The organism is Tabrizicola sp. (assembly GCF_036781545.1).
Lineage (GTDB): Bacteria > Pseudomonadota > Alphaproteobacteria > Rhodobacterales > Rhodobacteraceae > Tabrizicola.
The window spans coordinates 26748-49103 of record NZ_DAIQAT010000012.1; the positions used below are offsets into that span (position 1 = coordinate 26748).

Below are 22356 nucleotides of genomic sequence, written 5' to 3' on the forward strand. Positions count from 1 at the left end.
TGACGGCAAGGAGCATGAGATGACGACGACCACCTCCTCGACCCGCGCCTCGGACAAGACCGCCGCGCTTGTGCCGCTGATCGCCATGGCGCTGCTTGGCGTGGCGCTGATCTTCGCCGCCGGCCACGCGCATTCGGCAACGATCCACGATGCGGCGCATGACGTGCGCCACGCGTCCGGCTTCCCCTGCCACTGACGCCTGACGCATCATGACCCGGAAATTGCTGACCAGCGCGATCGGCGCTGGCTGTGTGGCATGGCTGCTGGCGGCCGTGCTGCATTTTGCATTCATCCAGGAGTTCATTCTCCTCGGTGAAGAGTATGAAACTGGCGCGGCGGTGCACTATGCCGGCGTTCCCGCGGCCGAGGAAGAGGCCGCCCCCGCAGAGGGCGATGCCGCCGCCGAACACAGCCATGACGGCGCGGAAGCCGCGCATGACCACGGCGACGAGGGCGAGGCTTCGCCCTTCACCCGCAATCTCTTGACCACGATCTTCTACGGCGTGGTCTATGTGGGCTACGGGCTGATCCTGGTGGCCGGTTTCGGCATCGCCAGCCTCTACGGCAAGACGATCACCGCGCGCGAAGGCCTGCTCTGGGGCCTTGCCGGTGGCGCCGCCTTCCTGCTGGCCCCGGCGCTGGGTCTGGCGCCCGAGCTTCCGGGCACGCCTGCCGCCGATCTTGGCGAGCGGCAGATCTGGTGGTGGGGCACCGTCATCGCGACGGCACTGGCGCTGGGCCTTCTCGCCTATGGCCGCAGCCTCCTTGCCGCAGCCGTGGCCATCGTCCTTCTGGCCGTGCCGCATGTGATCGGCGCGCCCGAGCTGGAAGGCTTTGCCGGCGTCGCCCCGCCCGAAGTGGCCGGGGCTTTCGCGGCGCGGGTTCTGGTCATCGGCATCACCGTCTGGGCGGTCCTCGGCTGGGTGGCGGGTTATATCTGGGCCCGAGAGGCTGACACGTCCGCCTGACTGCGCTAACCAGACTGCGGCCCCTGTCCGGGGGCCGCAGTCCCGGAAGACGAATATGACCACGCTCCACCTCATCGGCATCGGCACCGGCAATCCCGACCATGTCACCGGCCAAGCCATCCGCGCGCTGAACGGGGCCGACCTGATCCTGATCCCCCGCAAGGGCGAAGCGAAGTCGGATCTCGCCGACCTTCGCCGCCAGATCCTGCACCAGGTGCTGACCGCACCGGTCCCGGTCGCCGAATACGACGTGCCGCAGCGGGCCGACCAGGACGATTACCTTGGCGCGGTGAACGACTGGCACGATGCCATCGCCCAAGTCTGGGCCGAGACCATTGCCGCCCACCATCCCGACGCCGCCAATGTCGCGCTGATGGTCTGGGGCGACCCCTCGCTCTATGACAGCACGCTGCGCATCGCCGCCCGGCTGCCAGGCCTGACGGTCAAGGTGGTCCCCGGCGTCACCTCGCTTCAGGCGCTGACCGCGGCCCATGCCATTCCGCTGAACACCCTCGCCGCGCCCATCACCATCACCACCGGCCGCCAGCTGCGCGACCACGGCTGGCCGGAGGGGGCTGTCACCCTCGCCGTCATGCTGGACAAGGGCGGCGCTTTCACCACGCTCGATCCTACCGACACGCAGATATGGTGGGGCGCCTATGTCGGAATGCCCGAGGAGGTGCTGATCCATGGCCCCCTCGCGGAAGTCGCGGACCACATCCTCACCACCCGCGCGCAGCATCGCGCCAAGCACGGCTGGATCATGGACATCTACCTCCTCCGCCGGGGCGGTGATGTCTGATCTGATCGCCCGGGCGCTGCCGGTCTACGGCCTGCCGCCCGACACTCCGCTCACCCTCCTCAACCGTTCGGAAAACGAGACCTGGCGGGCCGGGCCGCTGGTCCTGCGCCTGCATCGGCAGGGCTATCATACCAAGGCCGAAATCGCCTCCGAACTCGCCTGGCTCGGCGCCCTGCAAGACTTGCCCGGCCTGAACACCGTCCGCCCCCTCACCGGCGCGCAGGGTCTCGTCACCGAAGTGGACGGTCGTTTCCTTGTCGCATTCGCCCCGATCCCCGGCCAGGAACTCCAGCCCGGCGACGACCTCGCCCGCTGGTTCGCGCCGCTGGGCGAGATCACCGCCCGCCTGCACCTGCACGCACGGAAATGGACCCCTCCCCCGGGCTTCACCCGCAAGCGCTGGGACGTGGAGACCATCCTTGGCCCCCACCCGCATTGGGGTCCCTGGCGGCAGGCGCAGGGGCTTGACCCGCAGGCCGAGGCGCTGCTGTCCCGCGCCACGGAGGCCCTCGCGGCGCGGCTCACCGCCTATGGCACCGGGCCAAAGGTCTTCGGCCTGATCCACGCCGACCTGCGCCTTGCCAACCTGATGGTGGATGGCGACACGCTCAGCGTCCTCGACTTCGACGATTGCGGGTTCAGCTGGTGGGTCTACGACCTCGCCGCCGCCCTGTCGTTCTATGAGACCGACCCGCGCCTGCCGGACCTCATCGCCCGCTGGGTGGACGGCTACACCCGCATTGCCCCGCTGCGCGCGGAAGACCGCGCGATGATCCCCTCGCTGATCTTCCTGCGCCGGGTGCTGCTTACCGCCTGGCTTTCCACCCGCGCCGACAGCGACACCGCGCAGGCGCTTGGCGGTCCGGCCTACACGCAAGGCACGCTGCAGCTGGCGGAGCGCTACCTGACCGACGGCCTTCGCGATTTCCACCCCTGACCGCCCCTCGTTCGCCTTCGGCGCCTCGTCACCCGCGATGAGAAACGAAGGGAACGACGAGCCGCTATTCCTTCAACAGCAACCCCAGCGCCAGCACCGTCAGCGCGACGCCCACCAGTACCAGCCCCGGCGGCACCGCGCCGTGCAGCGCGATTTCCCAAAGGATCACCCAGCTCGGCACCAGATAGGTATAGGCCATCACCTTCGCCGCGGGCAGCCTCAGGGTGGCATATTGCAGGAGGACGAAGGTCAGCGCGCTCGCCGCCACCGCGACATAGACCAGCGTCACCCAGACCACCCAGGGCAGCGCCGCCCAGTCGGTCACCAGCACGGCGGGCCCGGCGTAAAGCGCCAGCAGGACCGTCCCGGCCAGCATCATCCCGAAGGTGAAGACCACCGCCGGCTCGCCCCGGTTCAGCTTGCGGACCAGCGGCGCATAGGCCGCATGGGCCACGCAGCCGACGAAATAGATCACCTCGCCCCGTCCGATCGCCATCGCCTTCAGCGCGGCAAGGTCGGCGCGGAAGATCACCCATAGCGCGCCCACGCCGCCGATCCCCAGTGCCACCACCATGCGCCCGGTCAGCCGCTGCCGCAGGAACAGCCAGCCGAACCCTGCCGCCATCAGCGGCGTCAAGGTGAAGACCGCCGCCGCCGAGACCGGCGGGGCCGTCTTCAACCCCTCGAACATCAGCACGAAATAGGCGCCCAGCAGCCCGCCCAGCACCAGATAGCGCCAGGGCGCAACCCAGGCGCTGCGCGGGATGCCCGTCGTCGCCACCGCCGCCATGCCGACCAGCACGCCCGCCAGCGCGAAGCGCACCACCGACAGGGCGCCCGGGTCGATATGTGGCGCGGCCAGAACCCCAAGAGAGAAGGACCCGGCGACCAGCGCCGAGAAGACCAGCATCGCCAGATGACCGCGCGCGGGCTGCGACAGGCCGGAAAGCATCAGGTGCAGAACTTCCACTCCTTCGCCGCATCCTTCAGATGCGCCAGGAAGGCCTGCACCTTCCGCGTTCGATGCAGGTCAACATGGGTGACGATCCGCAGCGCCGATTCCCATTCGGGCCGCGGCGGCAGCACCTCGACGAGGTTCGCATCTTCGTAGGCCCGAAAGCCCATCATGAAGCCGATCCCCGCCCCCTGCCGCACCGCCTGTTCCAGCGCCGCCGGTTCGGTCGCGGCATAGGCGATCTGGTCGGGATGAACCGTGGCCCGCAGCCAGCGGTGGAACGGCGCGCGCGTGACCTCGGCATCGGTGCAGACGAAGCGATGGCCTGCGAACTCGGCCTCGGACGCAGGCTTGCCGAAGCGGTCAATGTAGGTCTGCGCGGCATAGAGACCGGCCTTCATCCGCACCAGCGGCTGCACCACATTGTCCGGCTCCTCCGGCCCGTTGCCCGCCCGCAGCGCCACATGTGCCTCGCCATAGTCCAGCCGGAACACCCGCATGTCGGTCAGGAAGCGCACCCGGACCTCGGGGAACTTCTCCTGGAACCCCACCATCACCGGCGTCAGCAGATCGGCGATCCCGGCGATGGAGGTGACCACCAGCTCGCCCGAGACGCTTTCGCCCTGACCCTTGATCCGGCTGACCAGATGGGCGAACTGCTCTTCCGTCGTCTGCGCCACGGCCAGCAGGTCGCGGCCGGATTCCGTCGGCGTATAGCCCCGCGCATGGCGTTGGAAGAGCTTCACCCCCAACCGCTTTTCCAAAGCGTCGATATGGCGGATCACCGTGGCATGATGCACCCCCAACACCTCGGCCGCGCCTGAGACGGTGCCCAGCCGTGCCACCTGGAATGCCGTGCGGATCTCGTCCCAGTTCTCCATCTCGTCTCCCGCCTGTGCGTCTGCGCACAACAGCCGGTTTCCGCCCCGGGCGCAAGAGCCGGACGGCAGCCCCGGCTTGACTTGCCGCGCCAGTCTGGTGCTCTTGCTGGCCAGCAGGAAAGGGAGTGGTCCGGGGTGTTCGACAGGCGGCCGATCTACGGGCATATCCGGTTTTCGTTCTACGGAATCACCGACACCCGTACCCAGCCCGACAGCGATGGCACGGCGCTGGCGCGGCTTTATGATGAAACCCGCATGGCCCGCCGGTTCTTCCTGTTCGAGAACCTCACGCTGCCCAGCCTGATACACCAGACCGACCGCGATTTCCGCACCGTCATCATGTCCTCGAAGGTCATGCCGGACCGCTACAAGCAGCGCCTGGATACGTTGGCCGCCCGTCTGCCCGGCGCGGTGGTCGAATATTCCCACCACGAACGCGGTGATCTCGCCTTCCACAAGTACGTGGTCGAGGCGGCGGGTCATAAGGGCCGAGGCCATTCGGTGCATTTCCGGCTGGACGACGACGATGCGCTGTCGGTCAACTACATCTCCCGTCTGCGCGAGATCAGCAGCATCCTGTCGCCCTCTACCCATATCACCTTCCCGACCGGCATCTTCCTGTTCCCGGCCAGCGCGACCGAACCCGTCGGCACCTCGATGATGCAGCAGCGCTTCCTGACCGCCATCGGGCTTGCAACGGTGAACGGCGGCGGCTTCCAGAAGAACCCGTTCCAGATGATGCACGGCAATGTCTGGACCCGCTGGCCCGTGGTCTCGGACCCGGGCTTCGCCGCCCATATCCGCAGCCAGCATTTCGACAACGACACGGCCGTGCATCAGGATCGGATCCTCACCGGCCTGCAACGCGAACGGGCCAGTCGCCGAGGCACAAGACATGCCGCCACCGTCGACCGCCGCTTGGCGGAAACCTTCCCCTGGATCGACCGCGAGACGCTGGACGGCCTGATCGCCCGCTGCGAGGCGGTGAAAGGCATGTCCGACCTGCCGTCCCTGACATGATTCGTCTGCCAATGGAGTGTCCGCGATGATCCATCACCTGCCCATGGGCCTGATGTGGAACATGCCGATCCCGGTTGCATGCTCGCTTGCGGTTGCCACCGGCGGGCTGGCGGTCACCTGCGGTCAGTGTCCGCTGGATGCTGAGGGGCGGGTGCAGGCGCCGGGCAACGCTGCTGCGCAGTCGGCGCAGGTGGCCGAGATGGGGCAGGGCGCGCTTGCCCATCTGCCAGAGCCGCACCACGCGGCCCTTCTCGTGGTCTACCACGATTGCGACGACCCGGCCGAGGTGCTTGCCCCTCTCGCCGAAACCTTTCCCGATGCCGAACTCGCCCCCATCCGCCTGCCGCATTTCTACTATCCCGGCATGCGGATCGAGGTGGACATCTACGCCACCGCCGCGCCTCCGCGCCGAACCACCACGGAGAACGGCCCTGCCCGGTTGACACGCGTCGAGGGTGGCCCGCTGACATTGCTGCACCTCTCGGCGCCGGACATGGCCTCGGGCCTGCGGTTGCTGGCCGAAGTCGATGCCGGGCATCTTCTCTCGGCCCAGTGGTTTTCGGACGAACCACCGCCGGCTTCGCATCTGCCCGACCCGGCGGCGCGGGTTCTGCCGCCGCAGGGCGGCGTTTCGGCGATCCTCACGCTGGCGCCGGATCCTGTCGTCGCGCAAACCACGCCGGGCGGCGCCATCCTGCGCCGGGCCGGTCGCTTCGCCTGGCTTTCCGCACAGGGCACCGCGCCCGACCTTGCCGCCGCCGCGCATCAGGCGATGGATGCGCTGGCGCTGCCCGATATCCCCGGCCTGACCGTGCTGAAGGCGACCACCCATTACCGGGGCGGGCCCGACCCGCAGGATCTTCATGCCAACCTTTCCGTGCGCCACGCCCGGTTTCCGCTGCCCGGCCCCGCCTCGACCGGGGTGCCGGTGGCGGGGCTAACGGGCGCCACCCTCGCCATCGACATGCTGGCCGTGATTGACTCCTCCGCCGGTTCGGCGTAACCCACCCCAATTCCCCGGAGGCCAAGGCTTCCGGTCCCTTGGGCATTGCCCGGGATCGCCATCCGTCAGCGCGTCTGCGCCCACGGGTGACGCTCCGCTTTGCAGCAAGGCTTCGCCGCCCCATATCGGGGCGAACGTGAACGAAAGGGTGACGCGATGTTCGAAAGCCTGTCAGAACGCCTTGGCGGCGTCTTCGACCGTCTGACCAAGGCCGGCGCCCTGACCGAGGCCGATGTCGTCACCGCGCTGCGCGAAGTCCGTGTCGCCCTGCTGGAGGCCGACGTCTCGCTGCCGGTCGCCCGAGACTTCATCAAGCGCGTCACCGAAAAGGCCACCGGCTCTGCTGTCACCAAGTCGATCACCCCCGGCCAGATGGTGGTGAAGATCGTCCATGACGAGCTGATCCGGGTGCTGGCGGGTGACGATGCACCGGAAGCACTGAAGATCGACAACCCGCCTGCGACGATCCTGATGGTCGGCTTGCAAGGCTCGGGCAAGACCACCACCACCGCCAAGCTCGCCAAGCGCCTGAAGGACCGGAACGGCAAGAAGGTTCTGCTCGCCTCGCTCGACACCAACCGCCCCGCGGCCATGGAGCAGCTGGCGATTCTCGGCACCCAGATCGGCGTCGACTCGCTGCCCATCGTCAAGGGCGAAACCGCCGTCCAGATCGCCAAGCGGGCGAAGACGCAGGCCAACCTCGGCGGTTATGACGTCGTCTTCCTCGACACCGCCGGGCGTCTGCACATCGACGAAGTCCTGATGGACGAAGTGCAGGCGGTGCGCGACATCGCCCAGCCGCGCGAAACGCTGCTGGTGGTCGATGGCCTGACCGGGCAGGACGCGGTCAACGTCGCCACCGAATTCGACGGCAAGGTCGGCATCTCGGGCGTCGTCCTGACCCGGATGGACGGCGACGGTCGGGGTGGTGCGGCGCTGTCGATGCGCGCGATCACCGGCAAGCCGATCCGCTTCGTCGGCCTCGGCGAGAAGATGGATGCCATCGAGCCTTTCGAGGCCGAGCGCGTCGCAGGCCGCATCCTGGGCATGGGCGACATCGTGGCCCTGGTCGAGAAAGCGCAGGAAACCTTCGAGGCCGAGCAGGCCGAACGGATGGCCAAGCGCTTCGCCAAGGGCCTGTTCAACATGAACGACCTGAAGATGCAGCTCGACCAGATGCTGAAGATGGGCGGGATGCAAAGCCTGATGGGCATGATGCCCGGCATGGGCAAGATGCAGGCCCAGGCCGAAGCGGCAGGCATGAACGACAAGATGCTGCACCACCAGATCGCGCTGATCAATTCGATGACCAAGAAGGAACGCGCGAACCCCGATCTCCTCGCCGCCAGCCGCAAGAAGCGCATCGCCGCCGGTGCGGGCCTCGATGTTGCCGATCTCAACCGCCTGCTGAAACAGCACAAGCAGATGGCGGACATGATGAAGAAGATGGGCAAGGGCGGCATGATGAAGCAGATGATCAAGCAGTTCCTCGGCAAGGGCGGGATGCCCGACCCGTCGAAGATGTCGCCCGATCAGCTTGCCGAAATGGCCAAGGGCATGCAGCAGGGCGGCGGCCTTGGTGGCATGGGCGGCGGTCTGCCCCCCGGCCTCGGCGGCCTGCCGCGCGGCATCACCCTGCCTGCGGGCCTGTCGGGGCTGATGAAGAAGAAATGATCGCCCGCCCGCAGCATATCGCGCATCCCTCGGCGCCGGTCCTCACGACCGGGCGGCTGCGGCTGCGCATGCCGCGGTATGAGGATTTCGCACATCGGCTGGCCTTCTACGCCTCGGACCGCGCCGTGTGGGAAGGCGGGCCCTACACTGCCCGGGAGGCGTGGCGCCTCTTTGCCTCCGAAGTGGGTCAGTGGCCGCTGATGGGCTTCGGGCCGTTCTCGGTCGATGACATCGGCAGCGGGCAATACCTGGGCGAAGTCGGGATTTACCAGCCCGAGGGCTATCCTGAACCCGAACTCGGCTGGTTTGTCGTGGATGGGGCCGAAGGCCGCGGTATCGCCGCCGAAGCTGCCCGGGCCGTGATGGAATGGGCGGCCCAGGTCTTCGGCTGGGATCATATCGACAACTACATCGACCCCGGCAACCAGCGATCCATCGCATTGGGTCTGCGGCTCGGGGGGGTCATGGTTGACGCCCCCGGCGATGACCCAACCGATGTCGTGATCCGGCACGACCTGAGGGCGCTCGCATGACCTACGCGATGCCCCTGCCCATTCCCACCCTGACGACCGAGCGTCTGATTTTGCGCGCCCCGCGCGAGGCGGATTTCCCGGCGATGCTGGCCTTCAACGAAAGCCCCCGCACCGCTTTCGTCGGTGGCAAACGGGACAGGCAGCTGGTCTGGCGCGGGCTTCTGGCCAATATCGGCCTCTGGGCGCTGCGCGGTCACGGGCTCTTCTCGGTCGACACCCACAAGGGCGATTTCATCGGTCGCGTCGGCGTGCTGTTCCATGATGGCTGGGACGAGCCGGAGCTTGGCTGGCACCTGTTCGACGGCTTCGAGGGCCACGGCTATTGTGTCGAAGCCGCCCGCGCGGCACGGGCCGACTATCACGCCCGCCTGACTCTGGCCCCCCTGATCAGCTACATCGATCCGGCGAACCCGAAGTCCGAGGCCGTGGCACGGCGTCTGGGAGCCGCGCCGGAACGCGAGACAGTGTTCTTCGACAAGACCATCAATGTCTGGCGCCACCCCGCCCCGGAGGCGCCGCAATGATCCGCGCCCCGCATGAAATCCCGGTGCCCGGCCCGGCTGCCGATTTCGCCGCTGCCCTGTCGGCCCAGTTGCCGGTGATCGAGACCACCCGCCTGCGCCTGCGCGCGCCCCTGCTCACCGATTTCGACGCCTGGGCCGAAATCTTCTGCGGCCCCGCCGGTCCCCATCTTGGCGGCCCCTTCACCCGGGATGAGGCCTTTGCCGAATTTGCCACCACCATCGGCACCTGGCTTCTGCGCGGCCATGGCCTCTGGACGGTCGAGCCGAAGGCGGGCGGCGAGGTGCTGGGCTTCGCCCTTGTCGGCTTCGAGCCGGGCGATCAGGAACCCGAGCTTGGCTATCTGCTCCGCCCCGCCGCCGAAGGGCAGGGCTATGCCACCGAAGCCGCCCTTGCCCTGCGCGACCACGCCTTTTCCCGGCTCGGGATGCAGCATCTGCTCAGCTATATCCACCCGGAGAACGCCGGGTCGGTCCGTGTCGTGCAGCGTCTGGGCGCAACCCGCGCCGCCGATCATGACGATGCGCAGGTCTGGGTCCACCGGCCTGCCGGTTCCGCGCAGCACCCGGTCACCGTTCAGATGTCGAAAAGGGGGGATTGATGGATACCGCAACCCGCGCCGCAGCCTTGCTGAAAGAGCATCGCGAGTCGATCGACCGGCTGGACGCGATCCTGGTCTACACCCTTGCCGAACGCTTCAAGCAGACGCAGGCGGTCGGTCGGCTCAAGGCCGAACACGATCTCCCGCCCTCGGACCCGGACCGTGAGGCCCGGCAGATGGCGCGGCTTCACGAACTGGCAACCGCGGCCGACCTCGACCCCGACCTTGCCAAGAAATTCCTGACCTTCATCATCTCCGAAGTCATCAGGCATCACGAGAAACTACAGAAATAACAGGGGCATGCCCCATTACCAGCCAAATAGGAGTAACATCATGGCTATGAAGATCCGTCTTGCGCGCGGTGGTTCCAAGAAGCGCCCGTTCTATTCCATCGTCGCCACCGACTCGCGGATGCCGCGTGACGGCCGCTTCCTGGAAAAGCTGGGCACCTACAACCCGCTGCTCGCCAAGGACGACGAAAAGCGCGTGGTGATGAACATGGAGCGCGTGAACCACTGGCTGAGCCAGGGCGCCCAGCCGACCGACCGCGTCGCGCGCTTCCTGGAAGCCGCCGGTGCCCGTCCGAAGGCCGCCCGTTCGAACCCGAAGACCGGCACCCCCGGCAAGGCGATGGCCGAGCGCGCCGCCAAGAAGGCCGCCCGCGCTGCCGAACCGGCTGCCGAGTGACCCTGTGACCCGGAGGGCGGCACCGCCTTTGGTGCCGCCCCTCCCCAGCGCGGGACCCCGCCCATGACCGGACCGGACCTCATCTGCATCGGTGCCATCGCCGGGTCCTTCGGCGTGTCCGGCGAGGTCCGGCTGAAGAGCTTCTGCTCCGAGCCCACCGACATCGCCACCTACGGCCCGCTCTTCACCGAAGACGGCAGCCGCCAGTTCCATATCACGCTGACCCGGCCCGTCTCCGGCGGTCTCGGGGCGCGGATCGAGGGTGTCAGGACCAAGGAACAGGCCGATGCCCTGCGCGGAACCAGCCTCCACGTCCCGCGCGACCGGCTGCCATCCCTGCCGGACGACGAGTTCTACCACGCCGATCTGATCGGCCTTGCCGCCCATGACCCCGGCGGCGCGCTGATCGGCAAGGTCATCGCGATTTACAACCATGGCGCGGGCGATATCCTCGAAATATCGACCAACCGTCATAAATCGGCCCTGCTTTTGCCCTTTACCACGGCAATCGTGCCCAATGTCGATCTGGCAGCGGGCCGCATCGTGGTGAACCTGCCGGAAGATTCCGACGAATAGTCGCGTTTCGGGCTGTCCCGGCGCGCGCGGGGACAGTGAAGGGGGTGACATGCTGACACGTATGCGCCTGGTCAAGGGGGCCACGGCACTTCTGTATTTCGGCCCTCTTCTCGCCGGGCTCTGCGGCTTCGGCTGGGACATGGTTGCCTCCTTCTCGGCGATCTTCGTCGTCTGGCTCATGGTGCTGCGTCCCGAACAATGGCCCGCCTCCCCCGTGGAATGGCTGACCGGACGCTCCTGGCTCTCTGCCCTGGCCCAGATCCTGTCGCAGGTGCTTCTGGTCGGCATTCTCTTCGGCGTCGGGCGCGGTTTCGGCGGGCTTGCCAATATCGGCACCCTCAGCGTCAATCCGGTCCTGCCGCTCGCGGTGTCCTTCGTCTCGATCCCGCTCTGCCGGATGCTGTGGGATGCGGACGAGGCCGCCAGCCAGGGCTACTTCCTGGATGACGAGGCCGAGTTCGCCTATGCCGGCAACGCCGCCGGGCAGGCCGCCGCCGCGGTCATCCCGCTGCTCAACCTGGCCGACACGGCGCCGGATGCCGAGGTGACGCAGGCCGTCGCCACCGCGCTGGACGTGCCCGCCGCCGACCTGCGGCTGAATGCGCTGACGGCAGCGCTTGCGCATCCCGACCGCAGCCACGCCGCGCTGCGCCGCGCGCTGGTGCTCTGGGCCACGGAACCCGAAATCGTGGCGCCCGGTCATGTCCCCGGCAGCATGGCCAGCGCCTTCAGCATCGCGGGGGGCAATCTCGACCTGTTGCGGCTCTACGTCCCGCGCGCCATTGCGCTGATCGCGGCCTTTCCGAATCGGGCGGAGGACTTTCCACCGCCCGACCTGCTGATCGAGGCCGCCGAGGCAGAGCCTGCGCCCGATTCGGACCTGCCCGCCCATCTCCAGGCCGATCTCGCCGATGGCCTGCGGGCGCTGGCCCGGTCGGTCGAGGCGGCATCTGGCGGGGCAGACCGGGCGGTGGCGGCGCAGGATCCCGCGCCCGTTGCGGCCATCACCCGGCGCACCGCCTGAGCCGGGGCTTTCCGCAGCCCCGCTTCTGCGCTAATCCCGGCCCATGTCCGACCCCGATGCCAAACCGAAAAGCCACGGCCGCCTGCAGGTCCGTGCCAGCCTGAAACCCCGCGACCTGATGGAGGAGCCGCGGCTGGTGAAGGGCGCCTTCCACGCCAAGGTCATCACCCTTTTCCCCGACGCCTTCCCCGGCACGCTGGGCCTGTCGCTCACCGGCAAGGCGCTGGACCTCGGGCTCTGGCATCTTGACCCCATCGATCTGCGCCCCTTCGGCGAGGGTCGGCACCGCAATGTCGACGACACGCCCGCCGGGGGCGGCGCGGGCATGGTCCTGCGCCCCGACGTGGTTGACGCCGCCTTCCGCCATGCGCGTGAGGGCACCCCCGTCGACCGCGCCCGCTGGCCCGTGGTCTACCTGTCCCCACGCGGCGCGCCGTTCACCCAAGCCACCGCCCGCCGCTTCGCCGCCGCCGAGGGCATTACCCTTCTGTGCGGCCGGTTCGAGGGGGTCGACCAGCGCGTTCTCGACCACCACCAGGTCGAGGAAGTCTCGCTTGGCGACTTCGTCCTGACCGGCGGCGAGATCGCCGCGCAGGCCGTCCTGGATGCCACCGTCCGCCTCCTCCCCGGCGTCCTCGGCAACGCCGCCTCGACCGAGGAGGAAAGCTTCTCCGACGGCCTTCTGGAACACCCGCACTACACCCGCCCCGCCACCTGGGAGGGCCAGGACATCCCCGCTGTCCTGCAATCCGGCAACCACGGCGAGATCGCGAAATGGCGCCGCGAACAGTCCGAAGAACTGACCCGCGCTCGCCGCCCTGACCTGTGGGCGAAGCGAAAGTAGGGCGCGTCTTCAGACGCACCATGGCAGCCCCGCCCCTTGACCGAACCCCTCCTTCCCCCTATACGCGCCCGGTCCGGGGCGTTCAGCCCATCGGACCCGATTCCCCTTGCCTGCCTGCCTTCTTCCGCAGGGTCACCGCAGGGGGCGCGGACCACACATAGGCAGGCGCCACCTGCGGCGGGCTTCTTGGCGTACCAAGGGGGACCCGGACGAAGACCGGAAGCTCTGGCGCGGCATCACCTCTGCGGACATACCGCAGGCAGAAAAGGAACCCGCGAGATGAACCTCATCGCGCAGATCGAGGCGGAGCAGATCGCCGCCCTCGGCAAGACCATCCCCGATTTCAAGGCCGGCGACACCGTCCGCGTCGGCTACAAGGTGACGGAAGGCTCGCGTTCGCGCGTACAGGCCTATGAAGGCGTCTGCATCGCCCGCAAGGGGGGCGCCACCATCGCTGCCTCGTTCACCGTCCGCAAGATCTCCTTCGGCGAAGGCGTGGAACGGGTGTTCCCGCTCTACTCGACCAACATCGACTCGATCGAGGTGGTTCGTCGCGGCAAGGTCCGTCGCGCCAAGCTCTACTACCTCCGCTCGCGCCGCGGCAAATCGGCCCGGATCGCCGAAGTCACCAACTACAAAGAAAAAGCCGAGTAAGGAGCGGAGAGATGAAAACCGAAATCCACCCGGACTACCACACGATCACCGTCAAGATGACCGACGGCTCGACCTATACGACCCGCTCGACCTGGGGCAAGGACGGCGACACCCTGTCGCTCGACATCGACCCGCTGGCGCATCCGGCCTGGACCGGCCAGCAGGCCAAGCTCCTCGACACCGGCGGTCGCGTGTCGAAGTTCAAGAACAAATACGCCGGCCTGGGCTTCTGATCCCTGCCGCTGCGGATTACCGGGGGCGTGCCGAAAGGTGCGCCCTTTTGCTTTTCTGCCTCCTCATCTTCGGCGAAATCCCGCTTTCCCCCCGTCTGCCGTCCGCATAAGAAAGCGCCGGGACAGGAACAGGGAACAGCATGGCGCGGATCATCGTCGTCGGGAACGAGAAGGGCGGTTCGGGCAAGTCCACCACCTGCATGCATGTCGCGACCGCTTTGGCCCGGCTTGGCCAGAAGGTCGGCGCGCTGGACCTCGACCTGCGGCAACGCTCCTTCGGTCGCTACATCGAGAACCGCCGCGCCTGGCTGGCGCAGGCAGGCCTCAATCTTCCCACCCCCGACTATCGCCCGCTGCCCGAGGTCGACCCCGCCAGCATGGCCGAGGGCGAGAACGCGCAGGACCAGCGCCTGACCCGTGCCATCGAGGCGATGGACGGCGAGATGGACTATATCGTCATCGACTGCCCCGGCAGCCACACGCGGCTCAGCCAGGTGGCCCATACCCTGGCCGACACGCTGATCACGCCGCTGAACGACAGCTTCGTCGATTTCGACCTTCTGGCGCGGGTCGACGGGCTGACCGGCAAGATCAAGGGGCCGTCGATCTATTCGGAAATGGTCTGGGGTGCGCGGCAGATGCGGGCGCAGGCCGGGTTGCAACCGATCGACTGGATCGTGGTCAGGAACCGGCTCGGCGCGCAACAGATGCACAACAAGAAGAAGGTCGGCGCTGCGCTGGAGGAGTTGTCGCGCCGCATCGGCTTCCGCGTGCTCAGCGGTTTCTCCGAACGGGTGATCTTCCGCGAACTGTTCCCGCGCGGCCTGACCCTTCTCGATCTCAAGGACACCGGCGTCGATCAGTTGAACCTGTCGAACATCGCTGCCCGGCAGGAACTTCGTGACCTGATGACGGGGCTCAGGCTTCCGTCTCTGCAGATCGGCTTTTGAACACCGGCCCGCCCAGCCCGCGATGGTTCACCACCAGGGTCCGGTTCACCTTCTTCAAGCGCTTTTCAAAGGGTTCGTCCACCTCGGCCCGTTTGACGCGGCCAAGGCCAAATTTCTTCAGCAGCATGATTGTCTTTTTCATTATGGGCGTCCTCTAGGTCATCCCCTCTTTTCCGGTCCCGTTACGGCAGGACTAAGGCATGCTAGGATAAATGCTGCGTCCGGTTTACGCTCATTTGGCGACAATCCGTGTCCGATTCCGCCACACAATTTAAGCGGGAATTAATCTTCCGGGTGATCGCCTTATTGCGCCCGGCTGCCCAGCCATCCGGCCCAGGCCTGCTTCGATCCGGCGAAGACGTTGATGTCGACCCGCCCAGCGATCCCCGGCACCAGCCCGGTCGAGGTATACTGCCAGAAGCTCCAGGAATTCCCGTTATACACCCCATGCGGATGGTCCGCGACCGAGCGCAGCCAGAACTCCACCCCCTGCAAGCGCCACAGCTCGGTGTCCTGGAAGAAATCCACCGTGGTATAGATCATCGGGCGCTGGCCGTAATGTCGCTCCAGGATATCCAGGAAGATGCGCGCCTCTTCCCGGATGGTCGCCCCGTCGCGGCGGATGGTGCAGGTCGGGCTGGTCGGCGTCCATTCCATGTCCAAGACCGGCGGCAGGGCGCCGGGCGTCCTTGGCACCTGCTTGATGAACCAGCGCGCCTGTTCCGCCGCCGGGCGGCAGTGGTAGAAGAAATGATAGGCCCCGCGCTTCACCCCCGCCCGCGCAGCCCCGCGCCAGTGGTCCTCGAACATCGGGTCCACCCGGTCGCCGCCCTCGGTCGCCTTGATGAAGGCGAAGTTCACCCCGTTCGCCCGCGCCTGGCCCCAGTCCACGCTGGTCTGGAACCGCGAGAGGTCGATGCCATGCACCGGATAGCGGTCGGGCGATCGCCCCGGCCAGGCGGTCGGGGCGCTGTCGTCGAAGTTACTGCTGATGACGGTGACTTCGTCCGGGGCAGACCCCCGACCGCTGTCACGGGAACCGCCGCAGGCGGCAAGGGCGGCAAGGGCAATCAGGGAAAGGGCGCGCAACATGCGCCGATGCTGCCGCGCCTCGCGCGCCCTGTCACGGGGGATTTTCGCGTCTCGGCGGAAACCCCGTCACGCCGCCTTCGCCGCCAGCTCGTCCCAGCAGGCCAGCGCGTGACCGGCATACATCAGCCCCGGCCCGCCACCCATCTGGATTGCCATCGCCAGCACGTCGCCCAGCTCCTCGCGGCTGGCCCCGGCTTTCATCAGCGCCTCGACGTGAAAGTTGATGCAGGGCTCGCAGCGCAGGATCACCGACATGCCGAGCGCGACGAATTCCTTCTCCTTCGCCCCCAGCGGGCCATTGTCCTTGACCCCTTTGGACAGGGCGCCAAAGCCCTTGGCCGCCTCGGGCACCAAGGCGTTCAGACTGCGCAACTCCTTGCGCATCGCGGAAATCTTGTCGGCATACAGCGTCTCGGACATCGGGGCCTCCTTGGTTCCGCCCCCCATGCCACGGTCAAACCCAGCCCGCGTTGACGTGGGTCAACCGAAGCGTGCGGGCGCCAGCCGGGCCACCAGCCCCGCCTCCAGCTCCGGTGCGCGCCCTCCGATCAGGTCCGCCGCCAGCCGGCTTGCCGCCGCGCTGGTCTGGAAGCCATAGCCGCCCTGACCTGCCAGCCAGAAGAACGAAGGGTCCCGCGCATCCGGTCCGATCACCAGCACCCGGTCCGGCGCAAAGGTGCGCAACCCGGCCCAGTTCGAGATCAGCCGCGTCACCGGCTCTGTCACCATTTCCTCATACCGCGCCAGACCCTCTGCCAGCACCATGTCGTCGGCCCAGGCGTCATGCGGCTCCATCAGATGCTCCTCGGCCGGGCTGACGATCAGCGCCCCCGCGTCGGGCTTGGCATACCAGGATTCGCCCGGCCCGAACATCATCGGCCATTTGCTCACATCATGCCCGCCCGGCGCCGGAATCCGCGCCATCGACCGCCGGTAGGGCGTGAACCCCAAGGGCCGCACCCCGGCCATAGTGGCCACCTGGTCGACCCAAGCCCCGGCGGCATTGACCACGATCCGTGCGGTGAAGCTGCCCGCCGCGCTATCCACCCGCCAGCCCGCGCCCGCCTTCGCAATCGCCGTGACCTTCGTGCCGGTCACGATCCGCGCGCCCCGACCCCTGGCCTCGCGCGCGAAACCCTGCACCAGCACATCGGTATCGATGTCCTCGCCATGCATGGCATGTCCCGCCATCACCACCACATCGGGGTTCAGGATCGGCACCATCCTCCGCGCCTCTTCCACCGTGATCCGCTGGAAGTGCATTTCCTCCATATCGTGCTCGAAATCCTCGACCCCGTCGGCCTTGCCCACCAGCAACAGCCCGCGCGGGCTCAAAAGCCCCGGGACCGAGCGGAAATAGGCCTCCGACGCCATCGACAGCCCAACCACCGCCGGCGCCCCGTAGCGCGGCTCGAACAGCGCCGCCGACCGGCCGCTGGCATGATGCGCCAGCGCCCCCTCGGCCTCCAGCACGATCACCGACCCCAGTTCCGACATCCGCGCCGCCGCTGAGACCCCGGCGATCCCCCCGCCGATGATCAGAAAATCCGCGTCCATGTCTTGTCCTCCACTGGAAAGGGCACGGGAAATCCCATGCCCTTTCATCTTTGTCCAAATATCCCGGGGGCGCGGGGGCTGGCCCCCGCTTTCCGACGGAATTTACTGCGGGATGTCGCCGGTGATGCCTTCGACGTAGAAGTTCATCCCCAGAAGGTCGCCATCCGGCGCCGTCGCGCCCTCGGCCAGCCAGTCCGACCCGTCCTGCTTCTTGAGCGGCCCGGTGAACGGATGCACCGTCCCCGCCCCGATCGCATCGCGCAGCGCCTCGGCTTCCGCCTTCACCTCGGCGGGCACCTTGTCGGTGATCTCGCCGATCAGCACTTCGCCGCCCGAGATCCCGGCCCAGATGTCGGCCTGCGCGTAGCTGCCGTCCAGAAGGGCGCCAACCCGCTCGATGTAATAGGGGCCCCAGTTGTCGATGATCGAGGTCACCCGCGGCCCGTCCTTGTATTCCGCCATGTCGCTCGCCTGGCCGAAGCCGATCACCTTGCCATTGGTCTTGGCGGCCTCGGCCAGCACGGCGGTGGAATCGGTATGGCTGGCGATCACGTCGACGCCCTGGTCGATCAGCGCCTTGGCGGCATCGGCCTCTTTCGCCGGGTCGAACCAGGTGAAGGCCCAGACCACCGACAGCTGCACATCCGGGTTCACCTTCTTGGCGGCCAGATAGTAGCTGTTGATTCCCATGATGACCTCGGGAATCGGGAAGGACCCGATATAGCCGATCTTGTTCGAGCTGGTCATCCGGCCTGCGATCAGGCCTTCCACCGCGCGGCCCTCATAGAAGCGCGCGTTATAGGTCGACACGTTGGCGCTGTCGCGCTTGAAGCCCGTGGCGTGCTCGAACTTCACATCCGGGAACTTGGCGGCCACCGCATTGGTCGCGTCCATGTAGCCGAAGGAGGTGGTGAAGATGATGTTGCAGCCGCCCAGTGCCATCTGGGTCAGCACCCGCTCGGCGTCCGCGCCTTCCGGCACGCTTTCCTGATACTGGACCTCGACCTTGTCGCCGAATTTCTCCTGCATCGCCAGCACGCCCTGATGGTGCTGGTAGGTCCAACCGCCGTCGCCGATCGGGCCGACATAGACGAAGCAGGCCTTCACATGGTCCATACCCTGCGCAAAGGCCGCGCCGCTTGCCAGCATCAGCCCCATCGCAGCGCTCGCCAGCAGATTTCTACGTTTCATTCCGTTACTCCCGTTGGTGGCGGGGTCTTTGCCGACCCCGCAGTTATGCGCCTCAGCGCGAGGCGTGAAAGTTCTGTCCCAGCGCTGCCGGGGCCGCACTGGACTTGCCCTTGCGCCCCGCCGACATGACGACCAGTACAAGGATGGTTATCAGATAGGGGGCCATGGACAAGTACTCGACCGGGATGCCCGAGCCTGCGACCTGCAGGTTCAACTGCAACACCGTGATTCCGCCGAAAAGGTAGGCGCCGATCAGCACTCGCCAGGGCTTCCAGCTGGCGAAGACCACGATGGCCAGCGCGATCCAGCCCGCGCCCGCGGTGATCCCGTCCACCCATTGCGGCACGCGCGCAAGGCTGACATAGGCCCCGCCCATCCCGGCCATCGCGCCGCCGAAGGCGATGCACATCAGCCGGATGCGGTTGACCTTGTAGCCCAGCGCATGGGCCGCCTCGTGGCTTTCGCCCACCGCGCGGATGATCAGGCCGATCCGCGTCGCCTTCAGCACCCACCACAGCACCACCGTCATCGCGATCGAGAAATAGACCACCCAGTCATGCCCGAAAAGGATCGGTCCCACCACCGGCAGATCGGCCAGCGCATCGGGCAGAAGCTGCCCGGTATGCGGCGGCTTGATCCCGTTGTAGCCCTGCCCACCCAAGGAGGAGACCCCCAGCCCGAACAGCGTCAGGGCCAGCCCCGTTGCCACCTGGTTCGCCAGGAACACCTGCGTCAGCAGCGCAAAGATCAGGCTCAGCGCCGCCCCTGCTACCGCCCCGCCGATAAAGCCCAGCACCGGACTTCCCGTCGTCACTGCCGTGACGAAACCGCCCAGAGCGCCGATGATCATCATCCCCTCGACGCCAAGGTTCAGAACCCCCGAACGCTCCACCACCGTCTCGCCCAAGGCGGCGAGAAGGATCGGCACCGCCGAGGCCATCAGGGTTGCGATCAGGATGACCGGATTGATACCGCCAAAGTCCATCAGTGTGCCCCCACAGCCAGCCGGAACCGATAGTTCGTCAACACATCCACCGCCAGAAGGAAGAACAGCAGCATCCCCTGGAACACCTGGATCGCCGCCGAGGGCAGGCCCAGGTTGGTCGAGGCCATCTCGCCCCCCACATAGGTCAGCGCCATCAGGAAACCTGCCAGCACGATCCCCAGCGGATTCAGGCGGCCGAGGAAGGCCACGATGATCGCCGTGAACCCATAGCCCGTGTTGAAGTCGATGCTGATCTGTCCCGCCGGCCCCGTGACCTCGAACATACCCGCCAGTCCCGCCAGCGCGCCGGAGATTCCCATGCACAGCACAACCAGCCGCGCAGGGCTGACGCCATGGAACCGCGCCGCCCTTGGCGCCTGCCCGGCCAGCCGGATCTGGAACCCGGCCTGATGCCGTGTCAGCAGGATATAGGCCAGCACCCCCGTCACCAGCGCCGCCACGCCGCCCCAATGCAGGCCCAGCGGCTCATACAGATAGGCGTTCTGCGCCGCCGGATAGCTGGAGAAGTTGCGGCTGCCCGGGAACCCCATGCCCTGCGGGTTCTTCAGGAACCCGGTCGAGGCCTTGGCCAGGATCGTCTCGGCGACATAGACCAGCATCAGGGACACGAGGATTTCGTTGGTGTTGAACCGCGTCTTCAGGATCGCCGGGATCATGGCCCAGACCCAGCCGCCGAAGGCCCCGGCCAGGATCATCACCGGGAAGATCAGCCGGTTCTCGGTCGGAAAGACCGCCAGCCCCACCGCCGCGCCGCAGACGGCCCCCATGATGTACTGGCCCTCTGCCCCGATGTTCCAGATGCCCGCCCGGAAGCCCAGGGCCAGCCCGATGGCGATCAGGATCAGGGGACCCGCCTTCACCAGAAGCTGGCCGCGCAGGTAGAAGGCGAATTGCCCGAACATCGGGTCCCAGAAGATGGTGCGGATCACCTCGAACGGGTTCTTCCCCATCGCGGCGAACAGGACGCCCCCCGCGATCATCGTCAGCAGCACCGCCACCGGCGGCGTCGCGTACAGCCAGAACCGGCTGGGCGTCGGGCGCTTCTCAAGCCTCAACATGATGTGCGACCTCCATCCCGTGGGCGCCGCCCATCATCAGCCCGATCTCGTCCATCGTCAGTCCTTCCGCGGGCCTCGGCTTCGTCAGCCGCCCCTCGTTCAGCACGGCGAATGTGTCCGAGACCTCCAGCAACTCGTCCAGGTCCTGACTGATCACCACCACCGCTGCGCCTTCGCCCGCCCGGTCCAGGATCGATTGCCGGATCTGCGCCGCCGCCGCCGCATCCACCCCCCAGGTCGGCTGGTTGATCACGATGACTGACGCCCCCTGCATCAACTCGCGCCCCATCAGGAACTTTTGCAAATTCCCCCCCGACAGCGCCCGCGCCGCCACATCCGGCCCCGGCGTGCGCACGTCATAGGCCGCGATGATCTCCTCGGCAAAGGCCCGTGTCCCCGCCCAGTCGACAAAGCCGTTCTTCACCAGCCCCTTGCGTACCCCCGCCGTCAGGAAAGCGTTCTCGACCAGGCTCATGTCCGGCGCCGCCGCATGGCCGTAGCGATCCTCCGGCGCGGCCACCAGGCCCACCTTCCGCCGCTCCACCGGCCCCAGATCGCCCACCGCATGGCCCGCGACCCGCACCTTGTCCGGCGCCGCCTTCAACTCGCCCGACAAGGCCAGCAGCAACTCGTCCTGCCCATTGCCCGCCACCCCGGCGATGCCCAGCACCTCGCCCTTGGCGACCGTGAAGCTGATCCCCTTCAGCGAGGTCCCGAACGGAATGGGCGAAGCTGCCGACAGGTCCGAAACCCCCAGCGCGACCTCTCCTTTCTCGGCCACCCGCCGCTCCGGCGTCTTCAGCGCGGTGCCGACCATCAGTTCCGCCATCTCCCGCGCCGTCCGCTCGCGCGGGGTGCAGGTGGCCACCACCTTGCCCCGCCGCAGGATCGTCGCCTCGTCGCAAAGGCTTTTGATCTCTTCCAGCTTGTGGCTGATATACAGGATCGCCGTCCCCTCGCTGGAAAGCTGCCGCAGCGTCTTGAACAGGATCTCCACTTCCTGCGGCGTCAACACGCTGGTCGGCTCGTCCATGATCAGCAGCTTCGGATCCTGCAACAGGCAGCGGATGATCTCCACCCGTTGCCGCTCGCCCGCGCTCAGATCGCCCACCATCCGCGACGGGTCCAGCGGCAACCCATACTCCTCCGACACCGCCCTGATCCGCGCCGCCAGTTCCCGCATCGGCGGCGGGTTCTCCATCCCCAGCGCCACGTTCTCGGCGACATTCAGCGCTTCGAACAGCGAGAAATGCTGGAACACCATCGCCACGCCCAGCCGCCGCGCCTCGGCCGGCTTCGACGGCTGATAGGCCGCCCCGCGCAGGGTCATCTGCCCGGAATCGGGCCGGATCAGACCATAGATCATCTTGACCATGGTCGACTTGCCCGCCCCGTTCTCGCCCAAGAGCGCGTGGATCTCCCCCTCGCCGATGGCAAAGGAGACATCGCTGTTCGCGATCACCCCCGGATAGGCCTTGGTGATCCCCTTGACCGCCAGAAGTTCAGGCCGAGCGCCCCCGTCTTGTCTTTCCGTCCCTGTCATCCGCGATCTCCGTCTCGGATTTGTGTTTGTTCTTCAATAGCTGCA

At 67.2% G+C, this 22356-nt stretch carries 28 protein-coding genes; 18 read left to right on the forward strand and 10 right to left on the reverse strand.

What is annotated here, in order from left to right:
* Positions 1–19: 19 nt before the first annotated feature.
* The 4 genes from V7Q39_RS04115 to V7Q39_RS04130 are packed head-to-tail and all read left to right on the forward strand — an operon-like array spanning position 20 to position 2707.
* The gene (locus V7Q39_RS04115) at positions 20–196 is read left to right on the forward strand and encodes a CbtB domain-containing protein (protein ID WP_333815197.1); all 177 of its coding nucleotides are present in this window, start codon (positions 20–22) and stop codon (positions 194–196) included.
* Between the two features lie 13 nt (positions 197–209).
* Positions 210–968 carry a CbtA family protein gene (locus V7Q39_RS04120; RefSeq protein ID WP_333815199.1) on the forward strand — a complete coding sequence of 253 codons (759 nt, stop codon included), beginning with the start codon at positions 210–212 and terminating at the stop codon, positions 966–968.
* Between the two features lie 55 nt (positions 969–1023).
* Positions 1024–1770, forward strand: a complete 747-nt coding sequence (gene cobF, locus V7Q39_RS04125; protein ID WP_333815201.1) for a precorrin-6A synthase (deacetylating) — start codon at positions 1024–1026, stop codon at positions 1768–1770.
* Positions 1763–2707 carry a phosphotransferase enzyme family protein gene (locus V7Q39_RS04130; RefSeq protein WP_333815203.1) on the forward strand — a complete coding sequence of 315 codons (945 nt, stop codon included), beginning with the start codon at positions 1763–1765 and terminating at the stop codon, positions 2705–2707. Before cobF ends, V7Q39_RS04130 begins: the two co-directional genes overlap by 8 nt.
* Before the next feature lie 64 nt (positions 2708–2771).
* Here the strand turns inward: V7Q39_RS04130 and V7Q39_RS04135 are convergent, their stop codons facing one another.
* Both V7Q39_RS04135 and V7Q39_RS04140 read right to left on the reverse strand, forming a co-directional pair.
* On the reverse strand, positions 2772–3647 hold the full coding sequence (locus V7Q39_RS04135) for a DMT family transporter (RefSeq protein WP_443082487.1): 876 nt from the start codon (positions 3645–3647) through the stop codon (positions 2772–2774).
* Positions 3648–3658: 11 nt separating this feature from the next.
* Complete coding sequence (locus tag V7Q39_RS04140; RefSeq protein WP_333815205.1) at positions 3659–4543, reverse strand: LysR family transcriptional regulator; 885 nt, start codon at positions 4541–4543, stop codon at positions 3659–3661.
* Positions 4544–4678: 135 nt separating this feature from the next.
* Here V7Q39_RS04140 and V7Q39_RS04145 point away from each other — a divergent pair, with 135 nt between their 5' ends.
* The 14 genes from V7Q39_RS04145 to V7Q39_RS04210 all read left to right on the forward strand — a co-directional run bounded on the left by V7Q39_RS04145 (position 4679) and on the right by V7Q39_RS04210 (position 14864).
* Complete coding sequence (locus V7Q39_RS04145; protein WP_333815206.1) at positions 4679–5563, forward strand: glycosyltransferase; 885 nt, start codon at positions 4679–4681, stop codon at positions 5561–5563.
* A gap of 25 nt (positions 5564–5588) precedes the next feature.
* Positions 5589–6566 carry a hypothetical protein gene (locus tag V7Q39_RS04150; protein WP_333815207.1) on the forward strand — a complete coding sequence of 326 codons (978 nt, stop codon included), beginning with the start codon at positions 5589–5591 and terminating at the stop codon, positions 6564–6566.
* 156 nt (positions 6567–6722) lie between these two features.
* Positions 6723–8240, forward strand: a complete 1518-nt coding sequence (ffh, locus tag V7Q39_RS04155) for a signal recognition particle protein (RefSeq protein WP_333815210.1) — start codon at positions 6723–6725, stop codon at positions 8238–8240.
* A complete protein-coding gene (locus V7Q39_RS04160; RefSeq protein WP_333815211.1) occupies positions 8237–8773 on the forward strand; it encodes a GNAT family N-acetyltransferase in 537 nt (178 codons plus the stop codon). The genes ffh and V7Q39_RS04160 overlap by 4 nt, the downstream gene beginning before the upstream one ends.
* Positions 8770–9297: a GNAT family N-acetyltransferase gene (locus V7Q39_RS04165; protein WP_333815212.1), complete on the forward strand. Its 528-nt coding sequence runs from the start codon at positions 8770–8772 to the stop codon at positions 9295–9297. The genes V7Q39_RS04160 and V7Q39_RS04165 overlap by 4 nt, the downstream gene beginning before the upstream one ends.
* The gene (locus V7Q39_RS04170; protein WP_333815213.1) at positions 9294–9896 is read left to right on the forward strand and encodes a GNAT family N-acetyltransferase; all 603 of its coding nucleotides are present in this window, start codon (positions 9294–9296) and stop codon (positions 9894–9896) included. Before V7Q39_RS04165 ends, V7Q39_RS04170 begins: the two co-directional genes overlap by 4 nt.
* The gene (locus V7Q39_RS04175; RefSeq protein WP_333815214.1) at positions 9896–10189 is read left to right on the forward strand and encodes a chorismate mutase; all 294 of its coding nucleotides are present in this window, start codon (positions 9896–9898) and stop codon (positions 10187–10189) included. Before V7Q39_RS04170 ends, V7Q39_RS04175 begins: the two co-directional genes overlap by 1 nt.
* A gap of 40 nt (positions 10190–10229) precedes the next feature.
* Complete coding sequence (gene rpsP / locus V7Q39_RS04180; RefSeq protein WP_333815215.1) at positions 10230–10583, forward strand: 30S ribosomal protein S16; 354 nt, start codon at positions 10230–10232, stop codon at positions 10581–10583.
* A 63-nt stretch (positions 10584–10646) separates the two neighbouring features.
* Positions 10647–11159: a ribosome maturation factor RimM gene (gene rimM / locus V7Q39_RS04185; RefSeq protein ID WP_333815216.1), complete on the forward strand. Its 513-nt coding sequence runs from the start codon at positions 10647–10649 to the stop codon at positions 11157–11159.
* A gap of 49 nt (positions 11160–11208) precedes the next feature.
* Entirely contained in the window at positions 11209–12183 is a 975-nt protein-coding gene (locus V7Q39_RS04190) for a hypothetical protein (protein ID WP_333815218.1), read from the forward strand.
* Between the two features lie 43 nt (positions 12184–12226).
* Positions 12227–13027 (forward strand): tRNA (guanosine(37)-N1)-methyltransferase TrmD, encoded by an 801-nt coding sequence (trmD, locus tag V7Q39_RS04195; RefSeq protein WP_333815219.1) that lies wholly within the window; start codon positions 12227–12229, stop codon positions 13025–13027.
* Positions 13028–13306: 279 nt separating this feature from the next.
* Positions 13307–13681: a 50S ribosomal protein L19 gene (rplS, locus tag V7Q39_RS04200; RefSeq protein WP_333815220.1), complete on the forward strand. Its 375-nt coding sequence runs from the start codon at positions 13307–13309 to the stop codon at positions 13679–13681.
* A gap of 11 nt (positions 13682–13692) precedes the next feature.
* Positions 13693–13914 (forward strand): 50S ribosomal protein L31, encoded by a 222-nt coding sequence (gene rpmE / locus V7Q39_RS04205; RefSeq protein WP_333815222.1) that lies wholly within the window; start codon positions 13693–13695, stop codon positions 13912–13914.
* Between the two features lie 140 nt (positions 13915–14054).
* The gene (locus V7Q39_RS04210) at positions 14055–14864 is read left to right on the forward strand and encodes a division plane positioning ATPase MipZ (protein WP_333815223.1); all 810 of its coding nucleotides are present in this window, start codon (positions 14055–14057) and stop codon (positions 14862–14864) included.
* On the opposite strand, the gene V7Q39_RS04215 is transcribed toward V7Q39_RS04210, so the two are convergent.
* From V7Q39_RS04215 to V7Q39_RS04250, 8 genes are all read right to left on the reverse strand, one after another.
* Positions 14833–15006, reverse strand: a complete 174-nt coding sequence (locus V7Q39_RS04215) for a hypothetical protein (protein WP_333815224.1) — start codon at positions 15004–15006, stop codon at positions 14833–14835. The genes V7Q39_RS04210 and V7Q39_RS04215 overlap by 32 nt on opposite strands.
* Positions 15007–15167: 161 nt before the next feature.
* Entirely contained in the window at positions 15168–15956 is a 789-nt protein-coding gene (locus V7Q39_RS04220; RefSeq protein WP_333815226.1) for a glycoside hydrolase family 25 protein, read from the reverse strand.
* Positions 15957–16022: 66 nt separating this feature from the next.
* Positions 16023–16376, reverse strand: a complete 354-nt coding sequence (locus V7Q39_RS04225) for a carboxymuconolactone decarboxylase family protein (RefSeq protein ID WP_333815227.1) — start codon at positions 16374–16376, stop codon at positions 16023–16025.
* Between the two features lie 60 nt (positions 16377–16436).
* Positions 16437–17513, reverse strand: coding sequence for an NAD(P)/FAD-dependent oxidoreductase (locus tag V7Q39_RS04230; protein WP_333815229.1), 1077 nt, complete (start codon positions 17511–17513; stop codon positions 16437–16439).
* A 102-nt stretch (positions 17514–17615) separates the two neighbouring features.
* A complete protein-coding gene (locus V7Q39_RS04235; RefSeq protein WP_333815230.1) occupies positions 17616–18704 on the reverse strand; it encodes a BMP family ABC transporter substrate-binding protein in 1089 nt (362 codons plus the stop codon).
* A 52-nt stretch (positions 18705–18756) separates the two neighbouring features.
* Positions 18757–19689 (reverse strand): ABC transporter permease, encoded by a 933-nt coding sequence (locus V7Q39_RS04240; protein WP_333815231.1) that lies wholly within the window; start codon positions 19687–19689, stop codon positions 18757–18759.
* The gene (locus V7Q39_RS04245; RefSeq protein ID WP_333815232.1) at positions 19689–20768 is read right to left on the reverse strand and encodes an ABC transporter permease; all 1080 of its coding nucleotides are present in this window, start codon (positions 20766–20768) and stop codon (positions 19689–19691) included. Before V7Q39_RS04245 ends, V7Q39_RS04240 begins: the two co-directional genes overlap by 1 nt.
* Positions 20755–22311 carry an ABC transporter ATP-binding protein gene (locus V7Q39_RS04250; protein ID WP_333815234.1) on the reverse strand — a complete coding sequence of 519 codons (1557 nt, stop codon included), beginning with the start codon at positions 22309–22311 and terminating at the stop codon, positions 20755–20757. The genes V7Q39_RS04245 and V7Q39_RS04250 overlap by 14 nt, the downstream gene beginning before the upstream one ends.
* Positions 22312–22356: the final 45 nt, after the last annotated feature.

Bases quoted from the DNA above. Each gene is read 5' to 3' on its own strand.
- rpmE (WP_333815222.1), top strand. From the start codon at position 13,693: ATGAAAACCGAAATCCACCCGGACTACCACACGATCACCGTCAAGATG.
- V7Q39_RS04245 (WP_333815232.1), bottom strand. From the start codon at position 20,768: ATGTTGAGGCTTGAGAAGCGCCCGACGCCCAGCCGGTTCTGGCTGTAC.
- V7Q39_RS04160 (WP_333815211.1), top strand. From the start codon at position 8,237: ATGATCGCCCGCCCGCAGCATATCGCGCATCCCTCGGCGCCGGTCCTC.
- trmD (WP_333815219.1), top strand. From the start codon at position 12,227: ATGTCCGACCCCGATGCCAAACCGAAAAGCCACGGCCGCCTGCAGGTC.
- V7Q39_RS04150 (WP_333815207.1), top strand. From the start codon at position 5,589: ATGATCCATCACCTGCCCATGGGCCTGATGTGGAACATGCCGATCCCG.
- V7Q39_RS04235 (WP_333815230.1), bottom strand. From the start codon at position 18,704: ATGAAACGTAGAAATCTGCTGGCGAGCGCTGCGATGGGGCTGATGCTG.
- V7Q39_RS04170 (WP_333815213.1), top strand. From the start codon at position 9,294: ATGATCCGCGCCCCGCATGAAATCCCGGTGCCCGGCCCGGCTGCCGAT.
- V7Q39_RS04215 (WP_333815224.1), bottom strand. From the start codon at position 15,006: ATGAAAAAGACAATCATGCTGCTGAAGAAATTTGGCCTTGGCCGCGTC.
- rpsP (WP_333815215.1), top strand. From the start codon at position 10,230: ATGGCTATGAAGATCCGTCTTGCGCGCGGTGGTTCCAAGAAGCGCCCG.
- V7Q39_RS04220 (WP_333815226.1), bottom strand. From the start codon at position 15,956: ATGTTGCGCGCCCTTTCCCTGATTGCCCTTGCCGCCCTTGCCGCCTGC.
- rimM (WP_333815216.1), top strand. From the start codon at position 10,647: ATGACCGGACCGGACCTCATCTGCATCGGTGCCATCGCCGGGTCCTTC.
- V7Q39_RS04225 (WP_333815227.1), bottom strand. From the start codon at position 16,376: ATGTCCGAGACGCTGTATGCCGACAAGATTTCCGCGATGCGCAAGGAG.
- V7Q39_RS04120 (WP_333815199.1), top strand. From the start codon at position 210: ATGACCCGGAAATTGCTGACCAGCGCGATCGGCGCTGGCTGTGTGGCA.
- V7Q39_RS04230 (WP_333815229.1), bottom strand. From the start codon at position 17,513: ATGGACGCGGATTTTCTGATCATCGGCGGGGGGATCGCCGGGGTCTCA.
- V7Q39_RS04130 (WP_333815203.1), top strand. From the start codon at position 1,763: ATGTCTGATCTGATCGCCCGGGCGCTGCCGGTCTACGGCCTGCCGCCC.
- V7Q39_RS04240 (WP_333815231.1), bottom strand. From the start codon at position 19,689: ATGGACTTTGGCGGTATCAATCCGGTCATCCTGATCGCAACCCTGATG.
- ffh (WP_333815210.1), top strand. From the start codon at position 6,723: ATGTTCGAAAGCCTGTCAGAACGCCTTGGCGGCGTCTTCGACCGTCTG.
- rplS (WP_333815220.1), top strand. From the start codon at position 13,307: ATGAACCTCATCGCGCAGATCGAGGCGGAGCAGATCGCCGCCCTCGGC.
- V7Q39_RS04190 (WP_333815218.1), top strand. From the start codon at position 11,209: ATGCTGACACGTATGCGCCTGGTCAAGGGGGCCACGGCACTTCTGTAT.
- cobF (WP_333815201.1), top strand. From the start codon at position 1,024: ATGACCACGCTCCACCTCATCGGCATCGGCACCGGCAATCCCGACCAT.
- V7Q39_RS04140 (WP_333815205.1), bottom strand. From the start codon at position 4,543: ATGGAGAACTGGGACGAGATCCGCACGGCATTCCAGGTGGCACGGCTG.
- V7Q39_RS04175 (WP_333815214.1), top strand. From the start codon at position 9,896: ATGGATACCGCAACCCGCGCCGCAGCCTTGCTGAAAGAGCATCGCGAG.
- V7Q39_RS04165 (WP_333815212.1), top strand. From the start codon at position 8,770: ATGACCTACGCGATGCCCCTGCCCATTCCCACCCTGACGACCGAGCGT.
- V7Q39_RS04210 (WP_333815223.1), top strand. From the start codon at position 14,055: ATGGCGCGGATCATCGTCGTCGGGAACGAGAAGGGCGGTTCGGGCAAG.
- V7Q39_RS04250 (WP_333815234.1), bottom strand. From the start codon at position 22,311: ATGACAGGGACGGAAAGACAAGACGGGGGCGCTCGGCCTGAACTTCTG.
- V7Q39_RS04115 (WP_333815197.1), top strand. From the start codon at position 20: ATGACGACGACCACCTCCTCGACCCGCGCCTCGGACAAGACCGCCGCG.